General features: G+C 62.7%; 20 protein-coding genes, 1 tRNA gene and 1 pseudogene. 10 read left to right on the top strand and 12 right to left on the bottom strand.

Annotated elements, in window-relative coordinates:
* The first annotated feature begins 84 nt into the window (after positions 1 to 84).
* Positions 85 to 160: transfer RNA gene (locus tag AC3AP7_RS15670), tRNA-Lys, on the top strand.
* A 25-nt stretch (positions 161 to 185) separates the two neighbouring features.
* Here the strand turns inward: AC3AP7_RS15670 and AC3AP7_RS15675 are convergent.
* The 3 genes and pseudogenes from AC3AP7_RS15675 to AC3AP7_RS15685 form a co-directional block, all read right to left on the bottom strand.
* On the bottom strand, positions 186 to 1,253 hold the full coding sequence (locus AC3AP7_RS15675; protein WP_475767630.1) for a tyrosine-type recombinase/integrase: 1,068 nt from the start codon (positions 1,251 to 1,253) through the stop codon (positions 186 to 188).
* A gap of 196 nt (positions 1,254 to 1,449) precedes the next feature.
* Positions 1,450 to 1,962: pseudogene (locus tag AC3AP7_RS15680) on the bottom strand (transposase); the annotation flags it as partial.
* A gap of 47 nt (positions 1,963 to 2,009) precedes the next feature.
* Positions 2,010 to 2,369 carry a hypothetical protein gene (locus AC3AP7_RS15685; protein WP_475767628.1) on the bottom strand — a complete coding sequence of 120 codons (360 nt, stop codon included), beginning with the start codon at positions 2,367 to 2,369 and terminating at the stop codon, positions 2,010 to 2,012.
* A 158-nt stretch (positions 2,370 to 2,527) separates the two neighbouring features.
* Between AC3AP7_RS15685 and AC3AP7_RS15690 the strand changes: the two genes are divergently transcribed.
* Positions 2,528 to 2,863 (top strand): hypothetical protein, encoded by a 336-nt coding sequence (locus tag AC3AP7_RS15690; protein WP_475767626.1) that lies wholly within the window; start codon positions 2,528 to 2,530, stop codon positions 2,861 to 2,863.
* A gap of 12 nt (positions 2,864 to 2,875) precedes the next feature.
* Here the strand turns inward: AC3AP7_RS15690 and AC3AP7_RS15695 are convergent, their stop codons facing one another.
* Positions 2,876 to 3,292, bottom strand: coding sequence for a LysR substrate-binding domain-containing protein (locus tag AC3AP7_RS15695; RefSeq protein WP_475767623.1), 417 nt, complete (start codon positions 3,290 to 3,292; stop codon positions 2,876 to 2,878).
* A gap of 163 nt (positions 3,293 to 3,455) precedes the next feature.
* Positions 3,456 to 4,337 (bottom strand): LysR family transcriptional regulator, encoded by an 882-nt coding sequence (locus AC3AP7_RS15700; protein WP_475767621.1) that lies wholly within the window; start codon positions 4,335 to 4,337, stop codon positions 3,456 to 3,458.
* Positions 4,338 to 4,494: 157 nt separating this feature from the next.
* On the opposite strand from AC3AP7_RS15700, the gene AC3AP7_RS15705 reads away from it, so the two are divergent.
* Positions 4,495 to 5,241: an SDR family NAD(P)-dependent oxidoreductase gene (locus tag AC3AP7_RS15705; RefSeq protein ID WP_475767619.1), complete on the top strand. Its 747-nt coding sequence runs from the start codon at positions 4,495 to 4,497 to the stop codon at positions 5,239 to 5,241.
* Positions 5,242 to 5,327: 86 nt separating this feature from the next.
* Positions 5,328 to 5,501, top strand: coding sequence for a hypothetical protein (locus AC3AP7_RS15710; RefSeq protein ID WP_475767617.1), 174 nt, complete (start codon positions 5,328 to 5,330; stop codon positions 5,499 to 5,501).
* 56 nt (positions 5,502 to 5,557) lie between these two features.
* Here the strand turns inward: AC3AP7_RS15710 and AC3AP7_RS15715 are convergent, their stop codons facing one another.
* The 7 genes from AC3AP7_RS15715 to AC3AP7_RS15745 all read right to left on the bottom strand — a co-directional run bounded on the left by AC3AP7_RS15715 (position 5,558) and on the right by AC3AP7_RS15745 (position 18,874).
* Complete coding sequence (locus tag AC3AP7_RS15715) at positions 5,558 to 6,211, bottom strand: hypothetical protein (protein ID WP_475767615.1); 654 nt, start codon at positions 6,209 to 6,211, stop codon at positions 5,558 to 5,560.
* Between the two features lies 1 nt (position 6,212).
* Positions 6,213 to 7,958: a ShlB/FhaC/HecB family hemolysin secretion/activation protein gene (locus AC3AP7_RS15720; RefSeq protein WP_475767897.1), complete on the bottom strand. Its 1,746-nt coding sequence runs from the start codon at positions 7,956 to 7,958 to the stop codon at positions 6,213 to 6,215.
* 35 nt (positions 7,959 to 7,993) lie between these two features.
* On the bottom strand, positions 7,994 to 8,299 hold the full coding sequence (locus AC3AP7_RS15725) for a hypothetical protein (protein ID WP_475767613.1): 306 nt from the start codon (positions 8,297 to 8,299) through the stop codon (positions 7,994 to 7,996).
* Positions 8,300 to 8,720: 421 nt separating this feature from the next.
* The gene (locus AC3AP7_RS15730; RefSeq protein ID WP_475767611.1) at positions 8,721 to 8,990 is read right to left on the bottom strand and encodes a hypothetical protein; all 270 of its coding nucleotides are present in this window, start codon (positions 8,988 to 8,990) and stop codon (positions 8,721 to 8,723) included.
* Positions 8,991 to 8,998: 8 nt separating this feature from the next.
* On the bottom strand, positions 8,999 to 18,130 hold the full coding sequence (locus AC3AP7_RS15735; RefSeq protein ID WP_475767895.1) for a two-partner secretion domain-containing protein: 9,132 nt from the start codon (positions 18,128 to 18,130) through the stop codon (positions 8,999 to 9,001).
* A 241-nt stretch (positions 18,131 to 18,371) separates the two neighbouring features.
* Positions 18,372 to 18,494: a hypothetical protein gene (locus AC3AP7_RS15740; RefSeq protein WP_475767609.1), complete on the bottom strand. Its 123-nt coding sequence runs from the start codon at positions 18,492 to 18,494 to the stop codon at positions 18,372 to 18,374.
* 32 nt (positions 18,495 to 18,526) lie between these two features.
* A complete protein-coding gene (locus AC3AP7_RS15745) occupies positions 18,527 to 18,874 on the bottom strand; it encodes a hypothetical protein (protein WP_475767607.1) in 348 nt (115 codons plus the stop codon).
* Between the two features lie 27 nt (positions 18,875 to 18,901).
* Between AC3AP7_RS15745 and AC3AP7_RS15750 the strand changes: the two genes are divergently transcribed.
* The 6 genes from AC3AP7_RS15750 to AC3AP7_RS15775 all read left to right on the top strand — a co-directional run bounded on the left by AC3AP7_RS15750 (position 18,902) and on the right by AC3AP7_RS15775 (position 23,174).
* On the top strand, positions 18,902 to 19,078 hold the full coding sequence (locus tag AC3AP7_RS15750) for an SDR family oxidoreductase (RefSeq protein ID WP_475767605.1): 177 nt from the start codon (positions 18,902 to 18,904) through the stop codon (positions 19,076 to 19,078).
* 25 nt (positions 19,079 to 19,103) lie between these two features.
* Positions 19,104 to 19,607 (top strand): DUF3237 domain-containing protein, encoded by a 504-nt coding sequence (locus AC3AP7_RS15755; RefSeq protein ID WP_475767603.1) that lies wholly within the window; start codon positions 19,104 to 19,106, stop codon positions 19,605 to 19,607.
* An 18-nt stretch (positions 19,608 to 19,625) separates the two neighbouring features.
* On the top strand, positions 19,626 to 20,027 hold the full coding sequence (locus AC3AP7_RS15760; protein WP_475767601.1) for a nuclear transport factor 2 family protein: 402 nt from the start codon (positions 19,626 to 19,628) through the stop codon (positions 20,025 to 20,027).
* Positions 20,028 to 20,249: 222 nt separating this feature from the next.
* Entirely contained in the window at positions 20,250 to 21,095 is an 846-nt protein-coding gene (locus AC3AP7_RS15765) for an alpha/beta fold hydrolase (protein WP_475767893.1), read from the top strand.
* Between the two features lie 64 nt (positions 21,096 to 21,159).
* On the top strand, positions 21,160 to 21,909 hold the full coding sequence (locus AC3AP7_RS15770) for an SDR family NAD(P)-dependent oxidoreductase (protein WP_475767599.1): 750 nt from the start codon (positions 21,160 to 21,162) through the stop codon (positions 21,907 to 21,909).
* Positions 21,910 to 21,926: 17 nt separating this feature from the next.
* Positions 21,927 to 23,174, top strand: a complete 1,248-nt coding sequence (locus AC3AP7_RS15775; RefSeq protein ID WP_475767597.1) for an MFS transporter — start codon at positions 21,927 to 21,929, stop codon at positions 23,172 to 23,174.
* Positions 23,175 to 23,216: the final 42 nt, after the last annotated feature.

Consider the following 23,216-nt stretch of genomic DNA (forward strand, 5'->3'; position numbering starts at 1 on the left):
GCGGATGGGACGCAACTTTTTTTAAGAAATTGGCGAAAGGGACTAGGCAAATGCGAGGAAGTTCTGCATAATCTCAAGTCTGTCGGGGCGTTAGCTCAGTTGGTAGAGCAGCGGACTCTTAATCCGTAGGTCGAGTGTTCGAGTCACTCACGCCCCACCAAAGAATTCTCTTAAGAATCAAGAAATTATGCCGCTCTAACCAGCGGCATTTTTTCTTTCTGTTCCCCGGTACTTGACCAAAACTTGACCGTGCCTGCGTGGGCAGCTAGGTGACTGGGTGCGAGGTGGGCGTACTTCTGCACCATCTCAACAGTTTCCCACCCTCCCAACTCCTTCAGCACCATCAGCGGAGTGCCGCGCTGGACATGCCAGCTCGCCCACGTATGGCGCAGGTCGTGCCAGTGAAAGTCCTCGATGCCGACCGCCCGGCAAGCCCGCTCGAAATCCCGCGTGTCGATCTGCTGGATACGAGCGTCCAGCCCTTCTCCACGCGTGAAAACGAGACGCTCCGCAGACTTCAGGCGGCGAGTCAACACACCTACCGCGTCGTCGTTCAATGGTACCGGGCGGGCACGTTTGGACTTGGCCCCCTCATGAGTGATCCAAGCGTTGCATTGCGCCAAATCGACTTGGGACGGAGTGAGCCCAAACAACTCGGACTGACGCATGCCCGTAGCGACTGCCACAACAGCGGCGTCACGCATCCAAGGCAACCGCAGCGCATTGATAAGCGCCGCAATAACCTCGGGCGGCTCCCAACGGACACGCACATCCGGCTCGAAGTACCGAGGGAGTTTGGGCACCCGTTCAATCCACTCCCATGCCACACACAGATTCAGCAAGCGTTTGATGGTGGCGATATACCGGTTGCGCGTACTGCCAGTTAAAGGCTCTACGGGCTTGCCCTTGACAACCCGATGCGTGGGCAACGAGTCCGTGATTTCATCAGCGGTTAAAGAACGAACCGATCGGCCCGAGAACTGCTCGCGCCAGTACGCGACATGCCGCAACTTGGTGGCGTAATCGCGCTGGCCTTCGCATTCCCGCAAGAACCGCACGGCGGCCTCCTCGAACATCCTCTCGGGAGTCTCGCCGAGCTTGTCCTGTCGCCATAGATCGGCTTTCAGTCGGTCGTGGTATTCCTGCGCGGCCTTTTTGTCCGCAGTGTCAGCAGAGCGTCTAATTCTCTGACCGCCTGGCGTGCGGATGTCGAGGTGCCAGATACCGGATTTTTTATCTTTGCGGATTGCCATTGATTCTCTCCAGCGACCCGCATCGATAGCCGAGCCACATTGTTTCTGGTTTCGCAGAGTTCGGCAAGTCGGGACGGCAGCACGCGCCATACGCGCGATCCCGGCAACCGGAACCCGATGCGTTCCCGCATCGAGAAAACGGTGCTATACGAGAGCTGTAGCTGATCGGCGACTTGCCGCAGGGTCAGAGCTACGTCGTCACTCACAACTTGCCCCCTCCTTTCCGCCACCAGTTCCGTATCGTCCGTCTGCACGGCGCTGCGTCTGTCTTGCCAGCCGGCAGGGCGTGCACGCCTGACCGACACGTTCGAGCGCGCAACGCCGAGAACATCACAGACCTGCTTCACTGGTCGTCCCCCGGCAATGATGGCGAGCGCGCTATCCATTTTTTTGCTCGACCGTACTCCACTGCTTCTTTCAGAATTTCGACTTCTACGGTCTTCTTGCCGAGCAGTCGCTGCAATTCGCGAATCTGCCTGAGCGCGTCTGCCAACTCTGAAGCGGGCACCACCTCTTCGCCGGCGGACACTGCCGACAGGCTGCCGTCCTGATACAGCTTCTTCCAGTGGAACAACTGATTTGGATTGACGCCGTGCTGGCGAGCCACCATCGATACGGTCTTACCCGGCTCCAGACTCTCCCGGACCATCGCCGCTTTCTCTTCCGCAGACCACCGCCGCCGGCGCTCCGGCCCAGTCAACACTTCCATCACTTCCTGCTTGCTGTTAGGTCTAAACACAGTCGTATGACCACCCGTTATTTTAAGGTAGAGACCGTGTCCGGCAATTCAGGGGGCTGCTCCACCACTCGGGCGACCCAGTCCGCTTTCGCCATACCTTGCTGAAAAATCTCTGCGAAAACTTTGTCGAAATCGTCCAGCCCCCAACCAAGCTCTTCCGCCATCGCAGCCCGCCCGCTGCGGAAAATACCAGGAATCTGCCTGGTATGAGGGCCTGTTAGCAGGTAAATCCAGAGTCCCTGTCCACAAGGCAGAACGGGCGTCAGATGGCAGAACCTCTCGTCGCCCCACATACGTACTTCGATTCGGCGATAAATGGCTTTGGACGTCTGGAAGTCCTCCGAGCCAACGCCCGAAACAGCAAGGGGATCACCCATTGATAAACGCGAAACACCGTCAGTTTACAAGCGCGTCGCTATGTCATTGAAAGTAAACGGCTTGTCTCGCCGCCGCAGAACAGCGGCCACGTTGTGTATAACGGCATGGGTTTGCCGGTTTGAAGGCTTGTCGTGCATTGAAATCCAGTGAACGACAATTGCAAAAGCTGCTCGTCGGGAAGACCGAAGCCTTTGAGCTGATCAAGTTGTCTCATAACGCGGTCAGAGCAGTGAACCGCTTTTTGGTCGATTCCATCTTGAATCGCTGGATCGACCGCGATGTTCTTGTCGGCACATGGCAAACTGATAAGAAACCGTTCGTAGCACTAGTCGAGAAATTCTGGGTGAAAGGGGAAGATGGTTTTGGAAGCGCCCCGCAAGCAGCTTACGAACCAGTGAAGCGCGTCGTCGTGATGCGGAAACGGGCTATGGCTGCAAAAGTTGACCCCGTAAACGCAACAAATGCGCAGCAGCCAAAGAAGGCAAAGGTGTGACCGCAGTCCGGGCTAGCCCCGGACATGGCGGTTATCTTGAGCCGGCGCTGCAACGATAACGCGGCGGATATTGGTGATGCGCCTCGCCGTGGCGGTTGAATCGACGAGTCGCCCGAGCCGGATGGCGACGTCGAACGCGTCGCGAATGAGATCCTGACGCTGGTCGCCGAGCGTCAGTTCGATGTGCCGCGCGGGATGCTTCTCGGCGAACGGCTGCAAGCGCGGAAGAACTTCGCGGACGCCCACACTGGTGGGCATGCTCATACGCAACACGTCTCGCAGGTCGGTCCCTTCGCGCACGCTATGCTCCGCCTCTTCGAGCGCGACCAGGATGGACTCGACGCGCGCCAGAAAATCGGCGCCCGCATCGGTAGGCACCACCGCACGCGTGGTGCGGGATAGCCGGCGCACCCCGAGGTCGCTTTCCATATCCGCAATCGAGTGCGATACCTGGGACTACGAAAAAACCATCTCCCGCGCGGCAGCAGAAAAGCTGTCCAGACGCGCCACGCGCGTGTAGAGCTTGAGGAAAAGAATGTCGTCCCATGGCGGTGTCTTTCACGTTGCGAGGCCAAACGCCCTGTTACTGGGATCACGCCCTGATCGGCTCGATCCGCGAGAGGAAGAGCTCGACAATCGGTGAACGATTGTTCCGGTTATATCCGACCACCAGTTCGATCCTCGGCGGTTCGCCCCGGAGCGGCCGGCTCGTCACCGACCAGGGCAGCAGCTTCTCGGCATAGGCGGGCAGCAGCGCAACCCCTCTCGTGGAAGCGATCAGCGACATCGCCATCGTCAGGTTGTGGACGCGGTGCGCCGGTTCGATGGCGAGACCGTTTGCCGCCAGATAGTTTTCGATCGCGCGGCGCATGGGGCCCGCCACGTCCGAACCGCTGATGAACTGCTCGCTCGCCAGTTCGTGCACATCGACCTCGTCGAAGGCCGCGAGGCGATGATCGCTCGGCATCAGCACGACGAACGGCTCGCGCGCGACCGTCACGTACGCCAGGTCGGGCCGGTTGGCTTCGGCCCGCATGAACGCGATATCGAGCCGGCCCGTGGACAGTCCCTCCGCCAGATCCGGGGAGTGCTCGCTCGACACCGTCATTTCGAGCGTCTGCAGATCGGCCGCGAGAACCCGCGTCGCCTCGCCAAGCCAGGTCACTTCCTGGCCGCTCAGAAAGCCGACCGCAAACGTCGGCTTTGAAGGCCGGGCCGCCCGCCGCGCGGCCTCGCGTGCCGCATCGACCTGGGCCAGGGCCAGCCGCGCGTGGTCGAGAAATGCCTTGCCGGCATCGGTCAGTTCAATGCCGCGCGCACTGCGCACGAAGAGCTGCGCGCCGACTTCGTATTCGAGATCGCGGATCTGCCGGCTCAGGGACGGCTGCGACGTGTAGAGCCGCCGCTCCGCCGCGACGGTCAGGCTGCCCTCTTCCGCCACGGCAACGAAATAACGCAGATGACGCAGTTCCATGCGCGCGGTCCTTTACGGGTAGTCATGCCTGTCGGGTATGGCACCCAGCTTACAAAGTCTTTTTCGCGCGAGCAAGTGCCGGCTATCGTTCGATTCCATCAGCCGGACGAAACCGTCGCTCACCTCAACGTCAGTCATCTGCGGGAAAGACACGATCATGAAGACCCTCACCGGAAAAACCGCGCTCGTCACGGGCGCTTCGCGCGGCATCGGACGCGCCGCGGCGCTCGCGCTCGCGCAGGCCGGTGCCCAGGTCATCGTCCACTATGGCCGCGGCGCGCGCGAGGCGGCCGCAGTCGTCGCCGGAATCACCGCGGCGGGCAGCCGTGCGCATGCCATCCAGGCCGATCTCGCGGAAGCCGACGGGCCGCACCGGCTCGCGCGGCAGGTTCGCGCAATCGTCGGCGACCGGCTCGACATCCTCGTTGCCAATGCGGGCATCGCGAAGGCCGCCACGCTCGACGAAACCCGTGTCGAGGATTTCGACGCACTGTTCGCCGTCAACGTTCGCGCGCCGTATTTTCTCGTGCAGCAGCTCCTGCCGATCATGTGCAAGGGCAGCAGCGTCACGCTGCTGTCGTCGCTCGCAGCCCATGCAGCCGTGGGCGACCTGTCGGCCTACTCGGCCACGAAGGGCGCCGTGGAGACGCTCGTGCGCCATCTGGCGGCCGACCTCGGAGCACGCGGCATCCGCGTGAATGCGGTCGCCCCCGGCGCGGTGCAAACCGACATGTCGCGCTTCACCCGCACCGAAGCAGGCCGCGACATGACACTCGGCCTGCAGGCCGTCAAACGGCTCGCGGAACCCGGGGACATCGCCGCTGCCATCACGTTTCTCGCCTCCGGCGAGGCCCGCTGGACGACGGGCGCGACGCTCCATGTGGACGGCGGCTCGAAGCTCTAGGCGCGGCGGGCGCACCCCCGCTGAACGCGACCCGCTGCCCCGCTGTTTGCCCTTTATTCCCGCCCTATTCCGACAAGGAGCCGATCATGTCCACCGCACGCCCCAGCGAGAAACCCGTCAGGATCCCCGGTCCCGACCATCCGGTCACGATCGAACGCCATCCGTCGAGGATCGTCGTGAAGGCCGGTGGCACCGTGAACCGTCCGTGCAGAGGCGAGGATCTTCGGATCATCTTCGAGGCCGTTTTTGATACGCGGTAGTCAACCGAATAGCCGGCGGCCCTTGCCATGCGGGCTGCTATCATCCGCTCAACTGACTACGGCGTCAGGCGGACGACGTATAGCCCCGTATTGTTCACATGAGCGGAAACGCTGTAGTTTGGCTTCACTGCCATTAGCGGCCCCGGAACTGTGGACGTATCGGTGACGCCCGTACTTGTAACGGTCGCCAGTTCAATCGCCGGAGTACCTGTTACCGGCTGGGTGGTCGTGAAATTGAACGTCAGCAGGTTCGAGAACGACTGGATACTGGCGCCATTTTCCGTAATCTCGTAGACATAGTCGGCCTGCACGCCAGCGGGCACCGGATCGGGTTTGCCCAGGCATACGGTCAACGCACGCGATACGCCGGAAGTCGGAGCCGTGAGCGTCAGGGTTGCGATATTGTCATCGGTCACCAGAGTCATTGTTGTGCCCGGCGGCGTATCCGTCGAGATATCCAGTCGCTTGTAGTTGTCCGGACAGTTGAAAACGGTCGGTTGCGGCGATGACGCCGCGTCCGGCGCAGAGGCCGCCCCTGGGTCAGATGCGACTCCAGGCGCCGAAGCCGTCGAATCGTCTACACCCGCTGCCGCGCCACTGCCGCCATTGCCTCCGCCGCACGCGGCCAGCAGTACGGTCAAGCCAATCAGACTGCTCAAGGTTTTTCTGCTTACCGTCATATTGTTTTCCTTGCGCTCAATGGATTGCACATCAGAATTGCGCCGTTACCTGAAACCCGAGCGTGACGCTCGGCGCGGGAAAGCCTGACGGCGCATAGATCGGCGTACCCGCGAACACGTCGTAGCTATAGGTACCGAGACGCGACGGTACCGAACCCTTTACGCCGATAGCCGCGCCCGCGAGCTGCGTACCGGCGAGGTAAGCGGCGGACGGTCCCCACAGATGGCCGTAGTCGATACCCGCATAAAGAACCTGCCCAGATTGCCCGAGCGGATACTGGAGTTCGTTGCGCCAGTAGAAACCCTTCTCTGCCGCGAGCATCGTCTGGCCGCTAAAACCACGCACCGTATAGCGGCTCCCGATACTCAGGTCGTCGAGATAGTTCAGCTCGTCGTTGGTGAACTGGCCGTGTAAGGTACCGACATAGCGAAGCGACTGACCGGCAACCGCGAACGGGACCGAGAGGTTCGCGTCGAGCGTCGCCATGTGGAAGTAGTAGGTCGGTCCACCGGACGTATCCGGCATCGCGCCGAGCGCCCCAATACCCTGGCGATAGGCGAGCGTACCGTCGAACTGCGCCGAACCGAAGTAATGGCGATTGGTCAGGCCCGCCTCGATAAACGTATTGTCGCGGTACTGCTGGGGTATGGAGGTATCCGCGATGAAGCTCTCGCCCCAGCGCTTGATGAACTGGAACTCGACGCCCGATACGTCGCTCTGGCTACGATACATGACCCGCTCCAGCTTGAGGCCCGCCGTCTCCGCGTTGCCGCTCGCGACGAAAATCTGGCTGGCCTGCGCAACCTGCTGGTAGTACGTGTTCGTATAGCCATAGAGCGTACCGGTCCAGTCGCCCCAGGGGACCGCATACGAGGCATTCCAGCCATGCGTACCGAGGTCGTGATTGCCGAACTGGAGATCCTGATTGAAGCCGCCGGAGAGGACGTCATTCAGGCCGAGGAGGTTGTAGAGCGCGAGCGATGCGTTACCGATATAGCGGCCTGTCTCGTCGGTCCCCGAGTTGTCTGCCGCGAGAACAAGCGACCATGGTTTCGTGCGCTTGACGGTCACGACGACGTCGCTCTCGCCGGGCGACGTACCGGGTTCAATCTGCATCGTGGCGTCCTGGTTCGGTACGCGCTTCATCTGTTCGAGACCCTGCTCAAGGTCGCGCAACTGGAGCACGTCGCCGTCCCGCGCAGGAAACGCGGATTTGAGCGAGCCGCGCGTATTGGCGTCGGCGAACTTCAGATTGCGGATAACGCCCGGTATGAGGGCGAATTTAAGCGTCCCCTTTGAGAGGTCCTGCGCCGGCAGGAGGACGCGCGTCGTGATGTAGCCCCGGCTCAGGATGACGCCTTGCAGCCCCCTGGTCAGGAGGTCGAGGCCCTGTTTGCCGACACATTGGCCCTCATAGTGCTTCAGCCAGTCATTCAGGAATGCGAATCGGTCCATCGGAAGCGCGGACGCGCCTTTGACGCGGACGGCCTCGGGTAGCGTATCGGGTACGTCGACCGAGAACGAATCGATACGAAAACACGGCGTCTCGACGGGCAGGACGGGCCATTCCCCCGCAACGGGCGCCGCCGAGCGTACAACGGGCGCGGCGACCGTCGCCGCGCGCTGCTGCGCGTCGCGTTGCTGCTGGACCTGTTGTTGCTGTTCGGCGTTCGCGCGGGCTGCTGCTGCTGCCACATCGGGCGGGGTCTGCGCCTGAACGACAAGCGGGACAAGAACAGCAAACGGCAACCCCGCGAATTTCTTCTTGTTTTTCATTGCTAACCAATATTTTTTTAGCGTGAAACCTTCGATCAAATAGGTCTCTCGTTATTTTGGAGCACAAGTGATGCGTCACTCGGGAAGCATTTCTTAATAGCTTCTGCGGCGTCTTTTATGCGGTCCGCGGAATCCTTTTCATTCAGACTGACCAGGAAGTAGCTTTGCGCCTGTAGCCCATGCTCGTTAGCTATCTCCGCGAAGGGACCGCGAGCTTCGAGTACCTTTGCGATAAGAAACCGCGATGAAAATAGATCTGCGCGTTCAACCCTCAGAAGATCGAGAGCGGAATCAACTTCGTGGGGTCGCATCGCGACATAGCAAAAAAGGTCAATAGCCATTTATTTGCTCATTAAAAGCCTGGCGCATTCGGCCAATGAGTATATTCAGGACAGGCTTCCCTATTGAGAAACGCCGCAAACAACTCTGCGACCTGATCCGCTACGAACCACTCGTCGGACTTCATCGGAATATTTCCGGCCCTGCATACGAGAATAGTCCCATCCGGCCTGACCGGACTTGGCTTATCGTGATAGGCTCGCTCGCGCTTATTGGCTTCTTTCTCGTACCGCTCAACCATGCAGGCAACGCCGCCACCAGCTACCTGAATATAGTTGCCTTGATCGTCCGTTAGCGACGCGTACGAGGATGGGCCATAGCTCCTGAGAGACTTCAACGCCGAGCGAAGCCGAGCAACGCTCGGCCCGCTTACGTCGGGCTTTCCTTCAGCCTGAAATAACATTGCCTATCCTAAGTATGGGATCAGCTAGATTTGGTTTCCTTGACGTAGGCAACGAATTTGTTACGGCCAGCTTCTTCTAAATGTAGCCGACCACAAGACGGACAGCGATAGACCGTAATCTCCTTTCCGCGAAGGAAATCAATAAACATTTCACCATTCGTGATTTTTCCATCATCCAATGCTGAGACGATATCCTCAAGTGTCACCTCTTTAATGAGCCTCCACTCATTATCGCTTGGAGAAACAATCAGATTGATTACATGCCCACATTCACAAGTAAATTTAGCCATAGTCATCCTCAATTCGGGCGGGTAAATTTAAATACCTGTCCACTTGAATTCTGAAAAAATACCGTATTAAAGTCCTGCCCGTTAGGCTTGCCCCAAACGCGGGCAGCAATAGACGCCATATCAGCGTCTGACAAGTCAACCTGAACAATAACGCCGTTAGCTTGGTCGAATTTTCCTTCGATATTTCGGACAATATTGTTCGGATTGGTGTTCACCGGCGTATAAACATCAACTTGACCGACGCCGTCGACCGACAGATCCGCTGTTCGTACGCCGCTAATCCCTTGGGACGACGCCGTAGCTTGATGGTCTACATCATAGCCAAGATTGGCCAGCCCTTGTCCAGCGCGAACCTCATTTGAGTCGGGCGTAGCGCCTGATTCGACGTTGATATTACCTTGCGTGTTACCGCTATTGAGCGTCGCATTCGGCGGCGTACCTCCAGATGCTCCGGCTGTAGCAAGCGGCGGCGACATGACACACCCCACATTCGGGGCACAAACTACCGCTGGAGGCGTTACAACCGCGCCAGCCGTACTGGACGGCGTATTCCCGCCATCATTGGCCTGTACGAGCGGGTTCGGATCGGAGGGCGGGTTTTGGCCGTTATGTGCCTGTATCTGCCCGACAAACTGGTTTGCTGCGGAGCTAATCGCGTTGCCGACCGCCTGCCGCGCCTGCTGGATAGCGTTGTACAAATCGACAACCTGCTGCGCAAGGCTTGCCGCCTTCGCGTTCGCCGCCTTGTTCGCCGTATCTACCGACTGGTTGTACAGGTTGACACCCGAAGCCGTCGCCGCGCCTGCGGAACCGCCAACCAGCGCGCCTCCGAGGTTCGCCAGAATATTGCCGGTCACGTTGCCGAGGACCGTCGAACCCGTCGCTCCGGCAACCGAATCGCTAACTGCCTGGGTCTGGTCCGCGAGTTTTGACGAGAGCGCAGCGCCCGCCGCTCCGCCAATCGTCGAAAAGGCACTCCCGCCGCCGAGACCGCCAATCAATGCGCCGCCTACAGCTTGCAGTTCGGCGCGCGAATCGCCGCCTTCCTTCCAGTTGTTGTAGTCCGCGAGAGCGGCGGCGGCGGCATCAGGATCGCCGTTATCTACCGCCGTTTGAGCGGCCTGGAGTGCCGCGTCGCGCTTCGAATCCGCATACATGCCGATGCCCTGCGCGACGACCTGGCCCGCCGCCTGCGCGGCCTGCATCGTATCGGCCTGTTGCGAGAGGATATTGCTGACGTCCGGCGTATTCGAAACCGTACCGTTCGTATTCGTCGTGTCCCGGCTCAAGCCCGCGACGTCCTGAGTCTGCGCGGCCTGGTTCGTAATGTTGATCGAGCCCGCGCTGATCGCGCTACGCGTCGTCGAGCTCTGGTCGCCGCTCTCGTTCTGCGTAATCATCGGGACAACGCCGCCCGTATTGCTAACCGAACCCGGGCCGATTGCCTTGCCGGTATTCTGAACGCCCACACCCGCGCTAATCCCGTTGCTCGTCGCGTCATAATGCGACTCGTTCTGGATATTGCTATACGTCAGCGTACCCGTCGTCAGGTTGTTCTGCGACGGATCGGCGGTACTCGAAATGACAGCGCCGGTCAGGCCCGTATTGCCCTTGACGTTGATATCAAAGCCGCCGCTACCGGCATTGATACCCGCCTGTCCGTTGACCTGGGCGTAGTTCGCGTCGGCATGGCCGTTCTGCGCGCTAAAGCTCGCGCTACCGCCCGTCTCGCTAATGCTGAACCCGCCGCCTGAACTGCTCTGGTGCGCGGTACTGACCGTCGTATCCTGAACACTCTGGATATTCAGGTTGCCGCCGACTTGTGCGGTGACCTGGTTACCGTTGACCTGCGAGCCGATGATATTCGTGTCGCCGCCCGAAACGACGGTCACGCTGTTCGCGCCGTTAATGTTCGAAGCGTTCTGGATCGCCGCGCTACTGTTGCCGTCGCCGTGCGCGTTCTGCATGGATGCTGAAACGCCGACGCCGTTCGTCCCGATCGACACGCCCACGCTCGAACCCGACGACGAATTCGAGCTTTGCGTCACATCGGTATTCGTCGTATTGACGATGTTCACCTGATTCCTTGCCGCGAGGACGACGTCGTTCGCGCTGACGTTCGAACCGGCGATGGTCAGGTTGCCGCTACCCTCCGTACCATTACCCGTTGCCACGAATGCAGCGGTACCGCCTGCCTGAACGTTCGAGCCGACCTGGGTCGCCTGATCCTCCGACGACTGGCTCTGGCTATGACTCGAACCAACGCTCACCTGTACGCCAATGCTTGGTGCGTTGGCGGCATCCGAGATACCGTTCTTTGCCAGACTGTACGCACCGTACCCCACAATCGCCGCGTCGCCGCCCGCCGCGATCGCATGCAGCGCATCGGCGCGACCGTTGCTATTGCCGCTCGCGAGCGTCTGGCTCTGCTGGTACGCGCCGTTGATCGCATCGCCAACGCTGCCCGAGAGGCCGATGGTTACGCCGCTGCTGCTCGTCTGCTGGGTCTGGCTCGTATGGCTCGTATCGGTCGCCGAATCGATGATGACGTTCGCCGCCGTACCCGTCACGTTCTGCGCCGCGACGAGGTCGCTGCCGGTGACATGCAGGGTATTGCCCGCCTGAATCGAGAGGTTCCCGTTCAGAGAACCGACGACGCTACCGTTGTTCGTAACGCTCGACGCCTGGTCGGTCGTGGCCAGCCTGCTGGTACCGACGGTGACGCTCAGGCCACTCGTACCCAGGCCCGAATGCTTTTCCTGATACGTGCCCGACGACTGCATGGTGTCCTGCGTCGTGGTGATGTTCACATCGTGACCGGCGCTCAGGGCGACATCGTTCGTGCCGACAATCGTGCTGCCCGCGACATGGATATCGTTGCCGCTGGAGATCGATACGGCATCGGCGGAAACCGTGCTGCCCTGACTGACAGTTGTCGTTGTGTTGCGGGTACTCGATACCTCCTTGCTGCTCACCACATGGCTGTGGGTGCCCGTCTGTGTCGAGTTATCGACATAGGTTGCCGTGGCTGCGCCGATGTTGACGTTGTTCGTCGCCGCGAGCGTTGCCGCCCCCTGGTCGAGGTTGAGCGTGCTGCCCGTGATGTTGATATCGTGGCCGGAAGCAACGGTCAGCGAATGGCCGGAATTCAGCGTCGTTGCTGTCAGCGTGTCGGTGGACGTATGCAGCGAATCGCTGTACTTGCCGTTGTGATCGCTGGTCGCGCTGTTGCTGTCCACCGTCGACGTCGTGGTAGCGGCCTGGAGCGTCACATCGCCCTTCGCCGCAATTGTCCCGCCGCCGCCGAGACTGATGTTCGCGCCGGTCGCGGTCAGGTTGCCGCCCACGCCGATTGCCGACACGCCACCAACATTGACGTTGCTCCCGGTCGCCTGGTTGATGTTCGTATCCGATACGCCGTTCGCGCGCGCCACGACCTTCTGCTCGCCGGTCTGGACCGTACCGATATCCCAGTTGCCGCCGACGCTCATACCGAGATTGCCGCCGACATTCAGGTTGCCCGCGTTCTGCTCGACGTTACTGCCGGTCACGATCGCAGCGTCGCCCGCCACATTGAGGTTCGCAATAGGGCCGAGTGTCGTCGTGGTGCGCGTCGCGCCCGTCGCGCTGACCTGGTTGACGGTATTCGCCGCCGTATTGAGGATCAGGTTGCCGCCCGCGTTCAGCGCGAGGCTTCCCGCGTTCACGTTCGCCGAGGTGAAGTCGATATTGCCCGTCGTCGCCAGCGACATGAGGCCGCCGCTTTGCAGCGTACCGAACGCGTTGTTGATCTGCTGGCCCTGAATGGAGAGCGTATTGCTCGCCTCTACGGTCCCGGAATTATTGAAGGTTTGCGCGTTCTGCAGATCGATACTGGTCGCGCCGATAAGCGGCCCGTTCATGTCCTGCTGGCTCGCCTTCGCGAGATAGACGACCGGGACGAGCACGGACTGCCCGTCGACGATCTCGGTCTGCATGATAACGACGTTCGTCGTCAGCGCCGCGACCTGGTCCGGCGTGAGGGCCATGCCGAGCGGCAGGTTCAGCGACTCGGCGAGCGACGCGCCCGCCGCCATGAGCGCCTCGTACATCGACTGGACGTCGGTATAGGGGCCGAGAACGGCCTTGCCGGTCAGCGAGGTCAGCTGGTTCTGGACGAGCTGTGCCTCGTACAAACCGTCGCCGAGGCGCTTTTCGACGTTCTGCGGATTCAGTCCGAGCTGCTGGAGATAGTAGTTGCTCGAAATGAACGAGGCCGCGCTCGTGAAGGCCGGGTTCGTCTCGATCAGGTACGGCGCATTGGGCGCGGTATCGGGCCTGAACAGGCCGCCCTGGGGAATCGTCAGGTTGCTCAGGACATTGACCGCCGTCGCGCTCGCGATGACGGCATTCACGAGCCCCGGGCCGCCGTTGACCGAAGCGGCTGCGCCTTTCGAGCCGCCCGCGTTGCCCGCGACGCCGCCGACGCTCACGCCCCCGGGCGACTGGCCCGGAACAAGACCGAGCGACGGAATCCCCGCATTGCCCGCCGTGTTGTCGATGTTCACGCCCGTACCGGTAATCGTGCCGCCAGCCGTCCAGGTGGATTCGTAGTCGGGCAGTCCATAGGTACGGACATCGGCGGGCGCGGCCTGCGTATAGCCGCCCGGATGGCCGGTCGGGAACAAAGGCGTCGGGTCGCCAAACGGCAACTGCCAGTTGTATTCCGAGTTGTCGTAGTTGTTGTAATGGTAGTAGCCCGAGTACGTCACCTGGACCTCGGGCGCGAGCTGCCCCTGCCAGCTATTCGCATCAAGCGTTGCGGGCATCGCGATATTGCCGACCGCCGCGACCGCGCTCCAGTCGTTCTGGAACAGGCCAACGTTCGACAGGTCAAGATTGCCCCCGGCGATAATCTGCGCCTGCGGGCTGATCGACGCGATGAGGTTCGCGACCGCAACGCCCGTATAGGTCGTGTACTGATACGTCGAGTTCCACTGCCCGCCGTGGGGCGGATCGGTATAGACGCCGCCGATACAGGTCGGGCAAGGCGTTCCGACCTGGCCCGTCGTACCCGACAGGCTGATGCCAAGCTGCGTGAGCAGGTTCGGATCGACCGCCTGGTTCAGGCCGGTCGTCGTCATCGTCGTGCGCGTATTCGTGACCTGGTTCGCGTCGAGCGTCATGTCGCCCGCCGACTGGATCAGCGCCGACTGGTTGCGGATCAGGTTCGCGTTCGTATAGTTGCCGTTCGCATCCTTGCCGCCCGCCAGCACGATGGCGCCGAGACCGTAAATCGCGGTCGTCGCCTGCGTGTCGGTCATCGTCGTATCGTCGCGGTTCCCGATATCGGGCGCGAGGATTTCGAGCAGGCCGTTACTGTCGGTCGCGCCGATCAGCGCGGTCGGCCCGACGTTTGTTACGGACTGCGTAGCATTGAGCGAGACGCTACCGCCGACCATCGCGCCCGTATTCTCCAGCGTGGCCGAGTGCGTCGTCAGCGTGCCGCCCGCCATCATCGCGCCGCTGTTCTGGATATCGCTCGCGTGAATGTCGAGGTTATCTGTCGCCTCCAGCGCGCCGCCATTCGCGAACGTGCCGGGTAGCGTAAAGGCAAGGTCGTGACCGGCGTTGAACGAGAAAGCGGCGGTCGGCGCAAAGTCGCCCTGCATGTTGATTGCGACGTCGTTCGCCGCGCTATAGGCACCGCCCCCGTTCAGCGTCGCCGCGTCGACGCTCAGGTTATGGGTCGCGCCGATCTGCCCGTTCGTATTCGTCATCGCGCCGGTCGTCGTGATCGCGACGTCGCCGGTCGAACCCGCGAAACTGCCGATTTCGCCGTTGCTGTTGTCGACGGTATTCGCCTGGATACCGACGCTACCGCCGCTCACCTGGCCGCCCTGCGTGTTAGAGAGCGCCGCGGTATCGACGGCGACGTTGCCGTTGCCCGTCACGACGCCGCCCGTATTGATCATCTGGCTAGCGCCCTGGATGGTCGTATTGCCCGTCCCGAGGCCGCTAACGAGACCGCCCGTATTGTCGACGGACGCGGCCTGAACGTTGAGCGTGCTCGCATCGCCCGGCTCGCCGGTACCCGACTGGATCTGTCCGTTCGTGTTCGTCAACGCGCCGCCGCTGGCGAGCGAAAGGGACCCGAGCGAGCGTACCGCGCCCTGCGCGTTGTCGATATTGCCCGCGACGTTCGCCGCGATGTTGCCCTGCGCAGCGAATACGCCGCCCGCGTTGTCGAAGCTGCCGGCTTGCGCCGCGATCTGGCCGGCGGTGATAATCTTGCCGCCGACGTTCGAGAGGGAGCCCGAGCCGTTGCCCGGCGTGATCGTCAGCGTACCCGTTCCGGCGTCGAGAATCGTACCGCCGTCGTTGATGAGTGTGCCGGGCGAAAGTGTCAGGTCCGTACTGTTCGTCTGGATCGTGCCGCCCGCCGAGTTGTCGAGCGTATTGCCGACGTTGACGCTCATCGGCGAGGCGCCGTACTGCGTGATCGTCCCGCCGTGGTTGAGGAGATCCGTCGCGCCGAGCGCGAGCTGGTTCGCCTCGATATCGCCGTTCGAATTGTCGAGCGTGGAGCCGATCGAGAGCGTGAGATCCGGCGCGACGATCGAGCCGCCGCTATTGGTCATCGATCCGCTCTGGACCGTCCCGTTCGAGGCCGCGCCGACCTCGCCGCCGTTGTTGCTGAGCGACCCGCTCGCGAGGCTCAGACCGGCATTCGAGAGCAGTTTGCCGTTTGTATTGTCCAGCGCGCCGCCAACGGTTGCGGTTACACCCGTCTGGCCGAGCACGAGGCCTGCCGTATTGTCGAACGCGCTGGCCCCGGCGACGACCGTTCCGTTGCTCTCGATGGTCCCGTTCGCGTTCGAGATCGTCCCCGCGCCGCTGCCCGCGTCGAGCGTGAGCGTTCCGGTTCCTGCGTGAACAAGGGAGCCGCCGTCGTTGTCGAGGGTAGCGGGCGTCAGCGAGAGATCCGTACTGTTCGTCTGGATCGTGCCGCCAGCCGAATTGTCGAGGGTGGACGATACCGCGACCGTCATCGGGCCGCTTCCCGTTTGCGTGATCGTGCCCGCGTGATTGACGAGGTCCGTCGCGTTGAGCGAGACCTGCGCGGCCTGGGTCGTGCCCGAGCTGTTGTCGAGCGTCGTCGCGCGCTCGCTCACCGTCTGGCCCGCCGTAATCGAGCCGCCGCCATTGGTCAGCTTCGAACCGGCGTTCACCGTCGTATTGCCTGACGCGCCGAGCAAACCACGGCTATTGTCGACCGATTGAACCCCGGTTACCTGGAGGTTCGTCTGTGCCGATACCGTCCCGTGGTTGGCAATGGTCCCGCCTTGCAGCGCGACCGCGCCATTGCCGCCGATGAGGCCGCCCTGTGCGCCGGTTGCGGTCGTCCCTGCCGCGTTCGTGATTGTGCCCGTCGCCGTGACCGAGAGGCCGTCGCCGTTGAGCGACGTGATGCGGCCGGCGGTATTGTCAACGGAGGACCCGGATACCGCCATGCCCGCCGCGCTCTGCATGGTCCCGGCGCTGTTCGCGATGGCGCCGCCCTGAACCTGCATCGCGCCTTGCGAGACCATCGAACCGGCCTGATTGTCGATCTGGCCGGCTGCCTGCGCGACGAGCGGCCCTTGCGACGAGATATCGCCGTTCTGGTTCGAGAGGTTGCCCGCGGTCAGCGTTGCGCTACGGCCCGCCGCCAGCGAACCGTTGTCGTTGTCGAGCGTGCCCGCCGCACTCGCCGCGACCGAGCCGCCTGCGCTCGTCGTTGCGCCCGCGAGGTCGAGGTCGCCCGCGTTCGCTGTCAGCGAGACGTTACCGTTCGCCGCCGTCTCGCTCCCTGCGAGATTCACGCCGCTACCCGTCAGCGTTGCGCTACCGCCAGCGACATTTTCTCCGGTCGCATTGAGCTGCCCGCTCGTCGAGACGTTGAGATTTCCCGAATTGCCGAGTGAGCCGTCGTTGTTCACGCCCGCGCCGAGAATACCGGTCGAGTCGAGCGATCCGGCATCGATGGTCGTGCCCTGTTGGGCCGCAACGGTGCCGCTATTCGTGAGCGCGCCCGCCGAGACGATGGCGGTATTCTGCTGCCCGTAGATGGTCCCCGTATTGGCGAGGCTCGCCGCGTTGATGGCGACGTTGCCGCTCGCGGTCATTGTGCCCGCCTGGACAAGCTGGCCCGAAGCCGTGAGGATCAGATCGCCCGCCTGCGCAGAGAGGGTGCCGGCGTTCGCGACCCCGACACCGTTCTCGTTGCTCGTCAGGACGATACGGTTTGCGTACATGCCGCCGAGCTGCGAGACGTCGATCGAGACGGCCGGGGGCGCTCCGCTGCCTGCGACCGCGCCCGGCGTCAGGCTCGCATAGTCGATGCTGTTCGAGCCGGCCGTCACGTTCAGGGCATTGGCATAAATCGCCGCGTTGACCTGTACGGCACGCGCCAAAAGATCAACCTCATCGATATTTGAAGCATTGAGCCCCGCGCCCTGGACAGTAATTGTCCCGCCGGTTACGTTAAAACCGGTCAGGTTGCCGTTACTGTCGATCAGCGGATTGCCCGTAGTCAAAATTCCCCGGGACGTATTGATAAAACCGCCGCCGTCGACCACAATGCCCGAACCGTTTGCGATGACAACAGCCGCTTTCTGGCCCGCGACCTCGACATAACCGCGTAACTGGCTCGGATTGTTGCTATTGACCTGGTTGACAATGATTTTTGCGGCGTCGTTCGCCCCGTAATTCGGGTTGCCGGATATCATGCCCGCGAGTTGTGTATTCACATTGACGGGCGAATTGTTCAATATCGCGCCACTTTTGCTTACGTCAAATTGCGAATACGTGTTAAGCGAGACGCCCGCCCCCGAGGGCTTGTTTACGTTTACTTGAGGCAGGCCATTTGCCGTAGTAATGGCGCCCGGCGCGTGCGCGCCCGACGGTACGATCTGCGCATCCGCGAGAACCGGAGCGAGCCCGAAGAGGGCCAGTGCGGCAAAAGCCGCATGACGCAGGGCGAAAAGCGTCATCGGACGAAGCGCGCGCGACGCTCCGGTGTCGCTTTGGCCTGCCGTATGTCCGGTTGCAGTCTCCGCAACCGCGACGGGCATACCCCGGAGCGTGCTGAAAACAAGCCGGTAACAGTTTTTATTCATGCTTATACCCGTAATGCTGAATAAAGCCCGCCCGATGCGAGGCGCCTCCCAGTCAATGGACGACACAAGAAAACGACGACCAGCAGGCGCCGCATTTCGATTCTCTTTGAGCGTAGCCGGCGAGATTAACAGGCCGATCTGCAAATCGCCATCGGATAAGTCTTAATTAATATCAACCTGACAATATTTGATGATTTATCTGTTATTTATCGACTTCCCTTTCGCAAAGAATCCTCAGTATTCAATGTAAATCAGGATCGGTCGGCGCATGGTTACGGCACCCATAAATACTCAAAACGCATATCACCAGCAACAAGGCTACGACTATCGAAGCGACGACGAAAATCGCCGTAATGTCGTCCATGCCGCTACCTCCTGTCGAACCGTCGCCCACTTTCACGCGAGACGTAGTCCCGCGTCCTCGGTCAGGCGCGAAACCAGTCGCGCGAAGAACGCGAAATCTGCTGGCGGCGCATTGCTGCCGGCGAGCGGCGATATGCTCGCCTCCGCTGTCGCCGCCAGCTGGTACCACGCGTAGTGATAGCGCTCCGCCCGGTAGGTTTTGAGCTGCGCGTCGTGCCGGACGAGTAGCGGCGCGATCTGCGCCACTTCGTCCACGTCGAGTTGCCAGCCCGCGCCAGCCTCCGCGCGCGTCAGGCATTGGTGGAGGGCATCCTCGGCGGCGCAAAACGGCCCCGCATCGGTTGCGCCCGGGTTCTCCGCGCAAAGCATCAGGCGGGACATGTAGACGGTACGCGCGAGCGCCGCGAGGTGCTCACCCGGCTGACCGGCTCCAGCGAACGCAAGGCCGCCATGCTGTCGAGCGTCCCGCTCAAGCGCGCGGGAACGCCCGAGGAAATTGCCGAGGCCATCGTCTTCGTCGGTTCGGACAAGGCCCGCTACATGACCGGCGAAGTGCTGCGCGTCAACGGCGGCAGGACTGCCTGAACCCGTCGGATGAGAGGAAAACACCATGTCCGCAAGCCATACGCCCCAATTTGACGATCTCCCCCCGGTCATGAAGGAAGTCCGGACGCGGCCGCTGTTCGTGGTCCGCCTGGGCGTCAAGCCGATCGTGACGGTCGGTCAGACGCCAGGCGCGTTGCGTCGCGTCGGGATCGTCGAGTCCGGCACGTTCCAGGGCGACCGGCTCACCGGTACCGTGCTCGACGGCAGCAACGACTGGCAGACCGTGCGCGGCGCTACCGGCACGTCGCACGATGTGCGCCTCACGCTGCGCACCGACGACGGCGTCCACCTCCTGATGTCCTACCACGGCGTCCGGCATGGTCCGACCGACGTGATCGAGCGCCTGGAACGGGGCGAAGTTGTCGACCCCGCAAGCTACGCCTTCCGCATCAACCCCGTGTTCGAAGCGCCGGCCGGACGTTACGGATGGCTGAACGGCATCCCGGCCGTCGGCCTCGGCCACCGCTTCGCGTACGGCCCCGTGTACAGCGTATTCGAAGTGCTCTGATCCTCACCGGAGAACACCATGACCACGACTACCCCCGCACAGAACAAGGCGCTGCTCCTTGAAGCGTTCGATACGCTCTTCAACCAGCGCGACTACGCCGCCGCCGAGCGCTTCTGGTCGGAGGCCTATATCCAGCACAGCGCGCACATCGCGCCCGGACGTGAAGGCCTGTTCGACCTGATCCGCACCTTGCCCGACACGTTGCGTTACGAGAATCAGCTCGTGGTGGCGGAAGGCGATTACGTGATTGCGCATGGCCGGTTTTCCGGCAACGGCAGGCCCGCCGCCTGGATTGCCGCCGACATCGTGCGTTTCGAGAACGGCAAGCTGGCCGAGCACTGGGACGTGCTCCAGGACGAGGCCAGCGCGGCCCAGTCCGTCAGCGGCCTGCCAATGTTCGGCCAACGCTTTCCGTCCTGATTCGCGGGGCGCCGGCGGCCATGCATGCCCCATACCTGAAAAGCATGGCCACTTGCCTGCAAAGTCTTTTTCCTGTTGCCGGACAGCGCGTACATTACCCATCAACAGGCACCGCCACACAAGACTTGCAGGCACGTGAGCGGACTGAGAAAGCAGCACCCCATGCATTCCAGACATACCAGACAGTCAACCGCTCAACCCGCCTCTGAAAGGACCGCGATCATGGCCCACCCGACTCACCACACCGCGCCGACGCAATACGTCGAGGCAAACGGCATCCGCTTCGCGTATCGCCGCTTCGGCAATCCGCAGGGTGTTCCGCTCGTCATGAACATGCACTTCACCGGCACCATGGATCACTGGGACCCTGCCGTGACCGACGGCCTCGCCGCGGGACGCGAGGTCATCCTGTTCAACAACGCGGGCATTGCGGGCAGCTCGGGCAGCGTCCCCGAATCGATCGAGGAGATGGCGGCCCACGCCGCCGCGTTCATCCGTGCGCTCGGCCTCGAACAGGTCGATGTACTGGGCTTCTCGATGGGCGGCCTGATTGCCCAGACGCTCGCCATTGCCGAGCCCGCCCTGGTGCGCCGCCTGATCCTCGTCGGCACCGGCCCGCGCAGCGGAGAAGGCATGGCCTCGCTGACGCCGGAAGCCCGGGACATCTTCGGCGCGGCCTATGCCGAGCCGGACCACCTCTGGCTGCGCGTGCATTTCTCGCCGACCGAAACCAGCCAGGCCGCCGGGCGGGCGTTTCTCGAACGCCTGCGTCGCCGCACCGAGAACCGCGATCCGGCCGCCAGCGAAGCCGTGGCGCCGGCCCAGCTCGCGGCGCTCGCGAAATGGGGCAAACCGCAAGACAACCCGTACGCTTACCTGTCGGCACTCCGCCAGCCGACGCTGGTCGTCAACGGCGACAACGACGTGATCATTTACACGGTCAATTCGCTGATCCTGCGCCAGCACATTCCGGATGCCCAGCTGATCATCTATCCCGACGCCAATCACGGTTCGCTCTATCAATACCCCGAGCGTTTCGTGGAAGACGTTTCCCGGTTTCTTGCGTGATTCCTTCGTGATTCCTTAGTCGCTATATCCGCCTTTTCGATGCATAACCCAAGGAGAATTAATCGTGAGTCCTAATCTTGATGGCAAGACTGCTCTCGTCACGGGCGCTTCGCGCGGCATCGGCCGCGCCACCGCCCTCGCGCTCGCTGCCGCAGGCGCACGCGTGCTCGTGCATTTCGGCAGCGACGAACAGGCTGCACATTCCGTGGTCGAGACGATCCGTGCATCGGGCGGTTCGGCCGAAGCGGTCGCAGCGGACCTGAGCACGGCGAATGGCCCGCACGAACTGGCCCGTCAGGTCCGTGCGCGGGTGGGCGAGCGCCTCGACATCCTCGTGGCGAATGCCGGCATCTCGAAGGCCTCGCCCATTGCGGAGACGACGATCGACGACTTCGACCGCCTGTTTGCCGTCAACGTCCGCGCGCCGTACTTCCTCGTCCAGCAGTTGCTGCCCGTGCTGGGCGAAGGCAGCAGCGTGGTCCTGCTGTCCTCCCTTGCCGCGCGCAACGCGGTCGGCAACCTGTCGGCCTACGCCGCGACCAAGGGCGCGATCGACACGCTGGTCAAGCACTTCGCCGCGGCGCTCGGCGAGCGCGGCATCCGCGTGAATGCCGTCGCGCCGGGCGTCGTCGAGACCGACATGTCGAACTTCGCCAAAACCGATGCCGGCCGCGACTTCACGCTCGGCATGCAGGCCCTCAAGCGCGTCGCGCAGCCCGACGACATCGCGGGCGCCGCCCTGTTCCTCGCATCCGACGCGGCGCGCTGGGTGACGGGCGACACGCTGCGCGTCGATGGCGGCTCGAAGCTCTAACCCCGACGGAGACGGCCATGACCCACGCAGCCTGCCCGACCGTTGCCGCGAATCGCCGCGGGAGCACCCGCCGGCATACGCATGTCGCACTCGGCGCGCGCGCCAGCTTCTGGGTCTCGGCCGGCGTGGTCGCGCATACCCTCTGGACCAGCGCCGCGCCCGCCATGACGTACCGGCTCTACGCGAGCGAATGGCACCTCACGCAGACAACCACGGCCGCCATCTTCGCGATCTACCCGATCGTGGTCGTCAGCGTGCTGCTGCTGTTCGGCGGCCTGTCCGACCAGATCGGCCGGCGGGCGACGATGCTGCTCGGCCTGGGCGCGTCGTTCCTCGGCGCGCTGACGCTTGCGCTCGCGCACGATGTCTCATGGCTCTTCGCGGCCCGGGCATTCATGGGGGTCGGTGTCGGCCTGACCGCCGGACCGTCGACGGCGGCAATGGTCGAATTCAACAAGGGCGGAGCGCCACGCCGTGCCTCCGTGGTTGCCACGGCCGCCCAGGCCGCGGGCTTCGCGGCGGCGCTCATCGTCGGGGGCGCGCTGACGCAATACGCGCCCTGGCCCCTGCATCTGGTGTTCTGGCTGCTGGCACTGCTGATCGCGGCGCTGTTCGCCGTCACATGGTGCCTGCCCCGCCCGGCGGAGCGCGGCGCCGCCAGCGGCTGGACGCCCAGCCTGCCGTCCGTGCCGCGGCGCGCGCGCAGGGCCTTCGCGGTCGCTGCGTTCGCGATGATCACCGCCTACACCCACGGCGTCATGATCCTGTCGCTCGGCGGACAGATCGCGCATGACCTGGTCCGTTCCCCGAACACGCTCGTCAACGGCGCGATCCTCGCGGTCTTCGCCATCACGTCCGGTGTCGTGAGTTTGCTGGGCAAATCGCTGTCGACGCGGTCCGCAATGATTGCCGGTGCCGCGGCGTCCGGCGCGGGCATGGGATTGCTTGCGGCCGCAACCGCCCTTCACGGCATCACGCTTTTCCTGTCCGCGACCGCGATGACCGGCGCCGGCTACAGCCTGCTGTTTCTGGGCGCGCTCGAAGTCGTCAACCGCGCAACCCCCGTCGAACGGCGCGGCAGCGCGCTGTCGGCGCTCTATCTGCTGGGCTATCTGGCCGTCGGCGTACTTGCGCCGATTCTGGGGCGCATCGCGACGGTTCAGGGGCTGGGCTTCGCCGTCTATCTGGGCGCTGGCCTCATCGCTGCCCTCAGTGCCGCCACGCTCGGACTCGCGCTCGGCCTGCGTCGCATCGCGGACGATTGACCGGCGATCCGGTTGCGCTGCGCCGCCTTTCCCGCTGCTAAG

It is taken from the genome of Paraburkholderia sp. PAMB 6770, from assembly GCF_057748135.1.

Bases quoted from the DNA above. Each gene is read 5' to 3' on its own strand.
- AC3AP7_RS15745 (WP_475767607.1), bottom strand. From the start codon at position 18,874: ATGTCCCGCCTGATGCTTTGCGCGGAGAACCCGGGCGCAACCGATGCG.
- AC3AP7_RS15675 (WP_475767630.1), bottom strand. From the start codon at position 1,253: ATGGCAATCCGCAAAGATAAAAAATCCGGTATCTGGCACCTCGACATC.
- AC3AP7_RS15695 (WP_475767623.1), bottom strand. From the start codon at position 3,292: ATGGAAAGCGACCTCGGGGTGCGCCGGCTATCCCGCACCACGCGTGCG.
- AC3AP7_RS15735 (WP_475767895.1), bottom strand. From the start codon at position 18,130: ATGAATAAAAACTGTTACCGGCTTGTTTTCAGCACGCTCCGGGGTATG.
- AC3AP7_RS15760 (WP_475767601.1), top strand. From the start codon at position 19,626: ATGACCACGACTACCCCCGCACAGAACAAGGCGCTGCTCCTTGAAGCG.
- AC3AP7_RS15710 (WP_475767617.1), top strand. From the start codon at position 5,328: ATGTCCACCGCACGCCCCAGCGAGAAACCCGTCAGGATCCCCGGTCCC.
- AC3AP7_RS15730 (WP_475767611.1), bottom strand. From the start codon at position 8,990: ATGGCTAAATTTACTTGTGAATGTGGGCATGTAATCAATCTGATTGTT.
- AC3AP7_RS15765 (WP_475767893.1), top strand. From the start codon at position 20,250: ATGGCCCACCCGACTCACCACACCGCGCCGACGCAATACGTCGAGGCA.
- AC3AP7_RS15740 (WP_475767609.1), bottom strand. From the start codon at position 18,494: ATGGACGACATTACGGCGATTTTCGTCGTCGCTTCGATAGTCGTAGCC.
- AC3AP7_RS15755 (WP_475767603.1), top strand. From the start codon at position 19,104: ATGTCCGCAAGCCATACGCCCCAATTTGACGATCTCCCCCCGGTCATG.
- AC3AP7_RS15720 (WP_475767897.1), bottom strand. From the start codon at position 7,958: ATGAAAAACAAGAAGAAATTCGCGGGGTTGCCGTTTGCTGTTCTTGTC.
- AC3AP7_RS15700 (WP_475767621.1), bottom strand. From the start codon at position 4,337: ATGGAACTGCGTCATCTGCGTTATTTCGTTGCCGTGGCGGAAGAGGGC.
- AC3AP7_RS15775 (WP_475767597.1), top strand. From the start codon at position 21,927: ATGACCCACGCAGCCTGCCCGACCGTTGCCGCGAATCGCCGCGGGAGC.
- AC3AP7_RS15705 (WP_475767619.1), top strand. From the start codon at position 4,495: ATGAAGACCCTCACCGGAAAAACCGCGCTCGTCACGGGCGCTTCGCGC.
- AC3AP7_RS15725 (WP_475767613.1), bottom strand. From the start codon at position 8,299: ATGGCTATTGACCTTTTTTGCTATGTCGCGATGCGACCCCACGAAGTT.
- AC3AP7_RS15685 (WP_475767628.1), bottom strand. From the start codon at position 2,369: ATGGGTGATCCCCTTGCTGTTTCGGGCGTTGGCTCGGAGGACTTCCAG.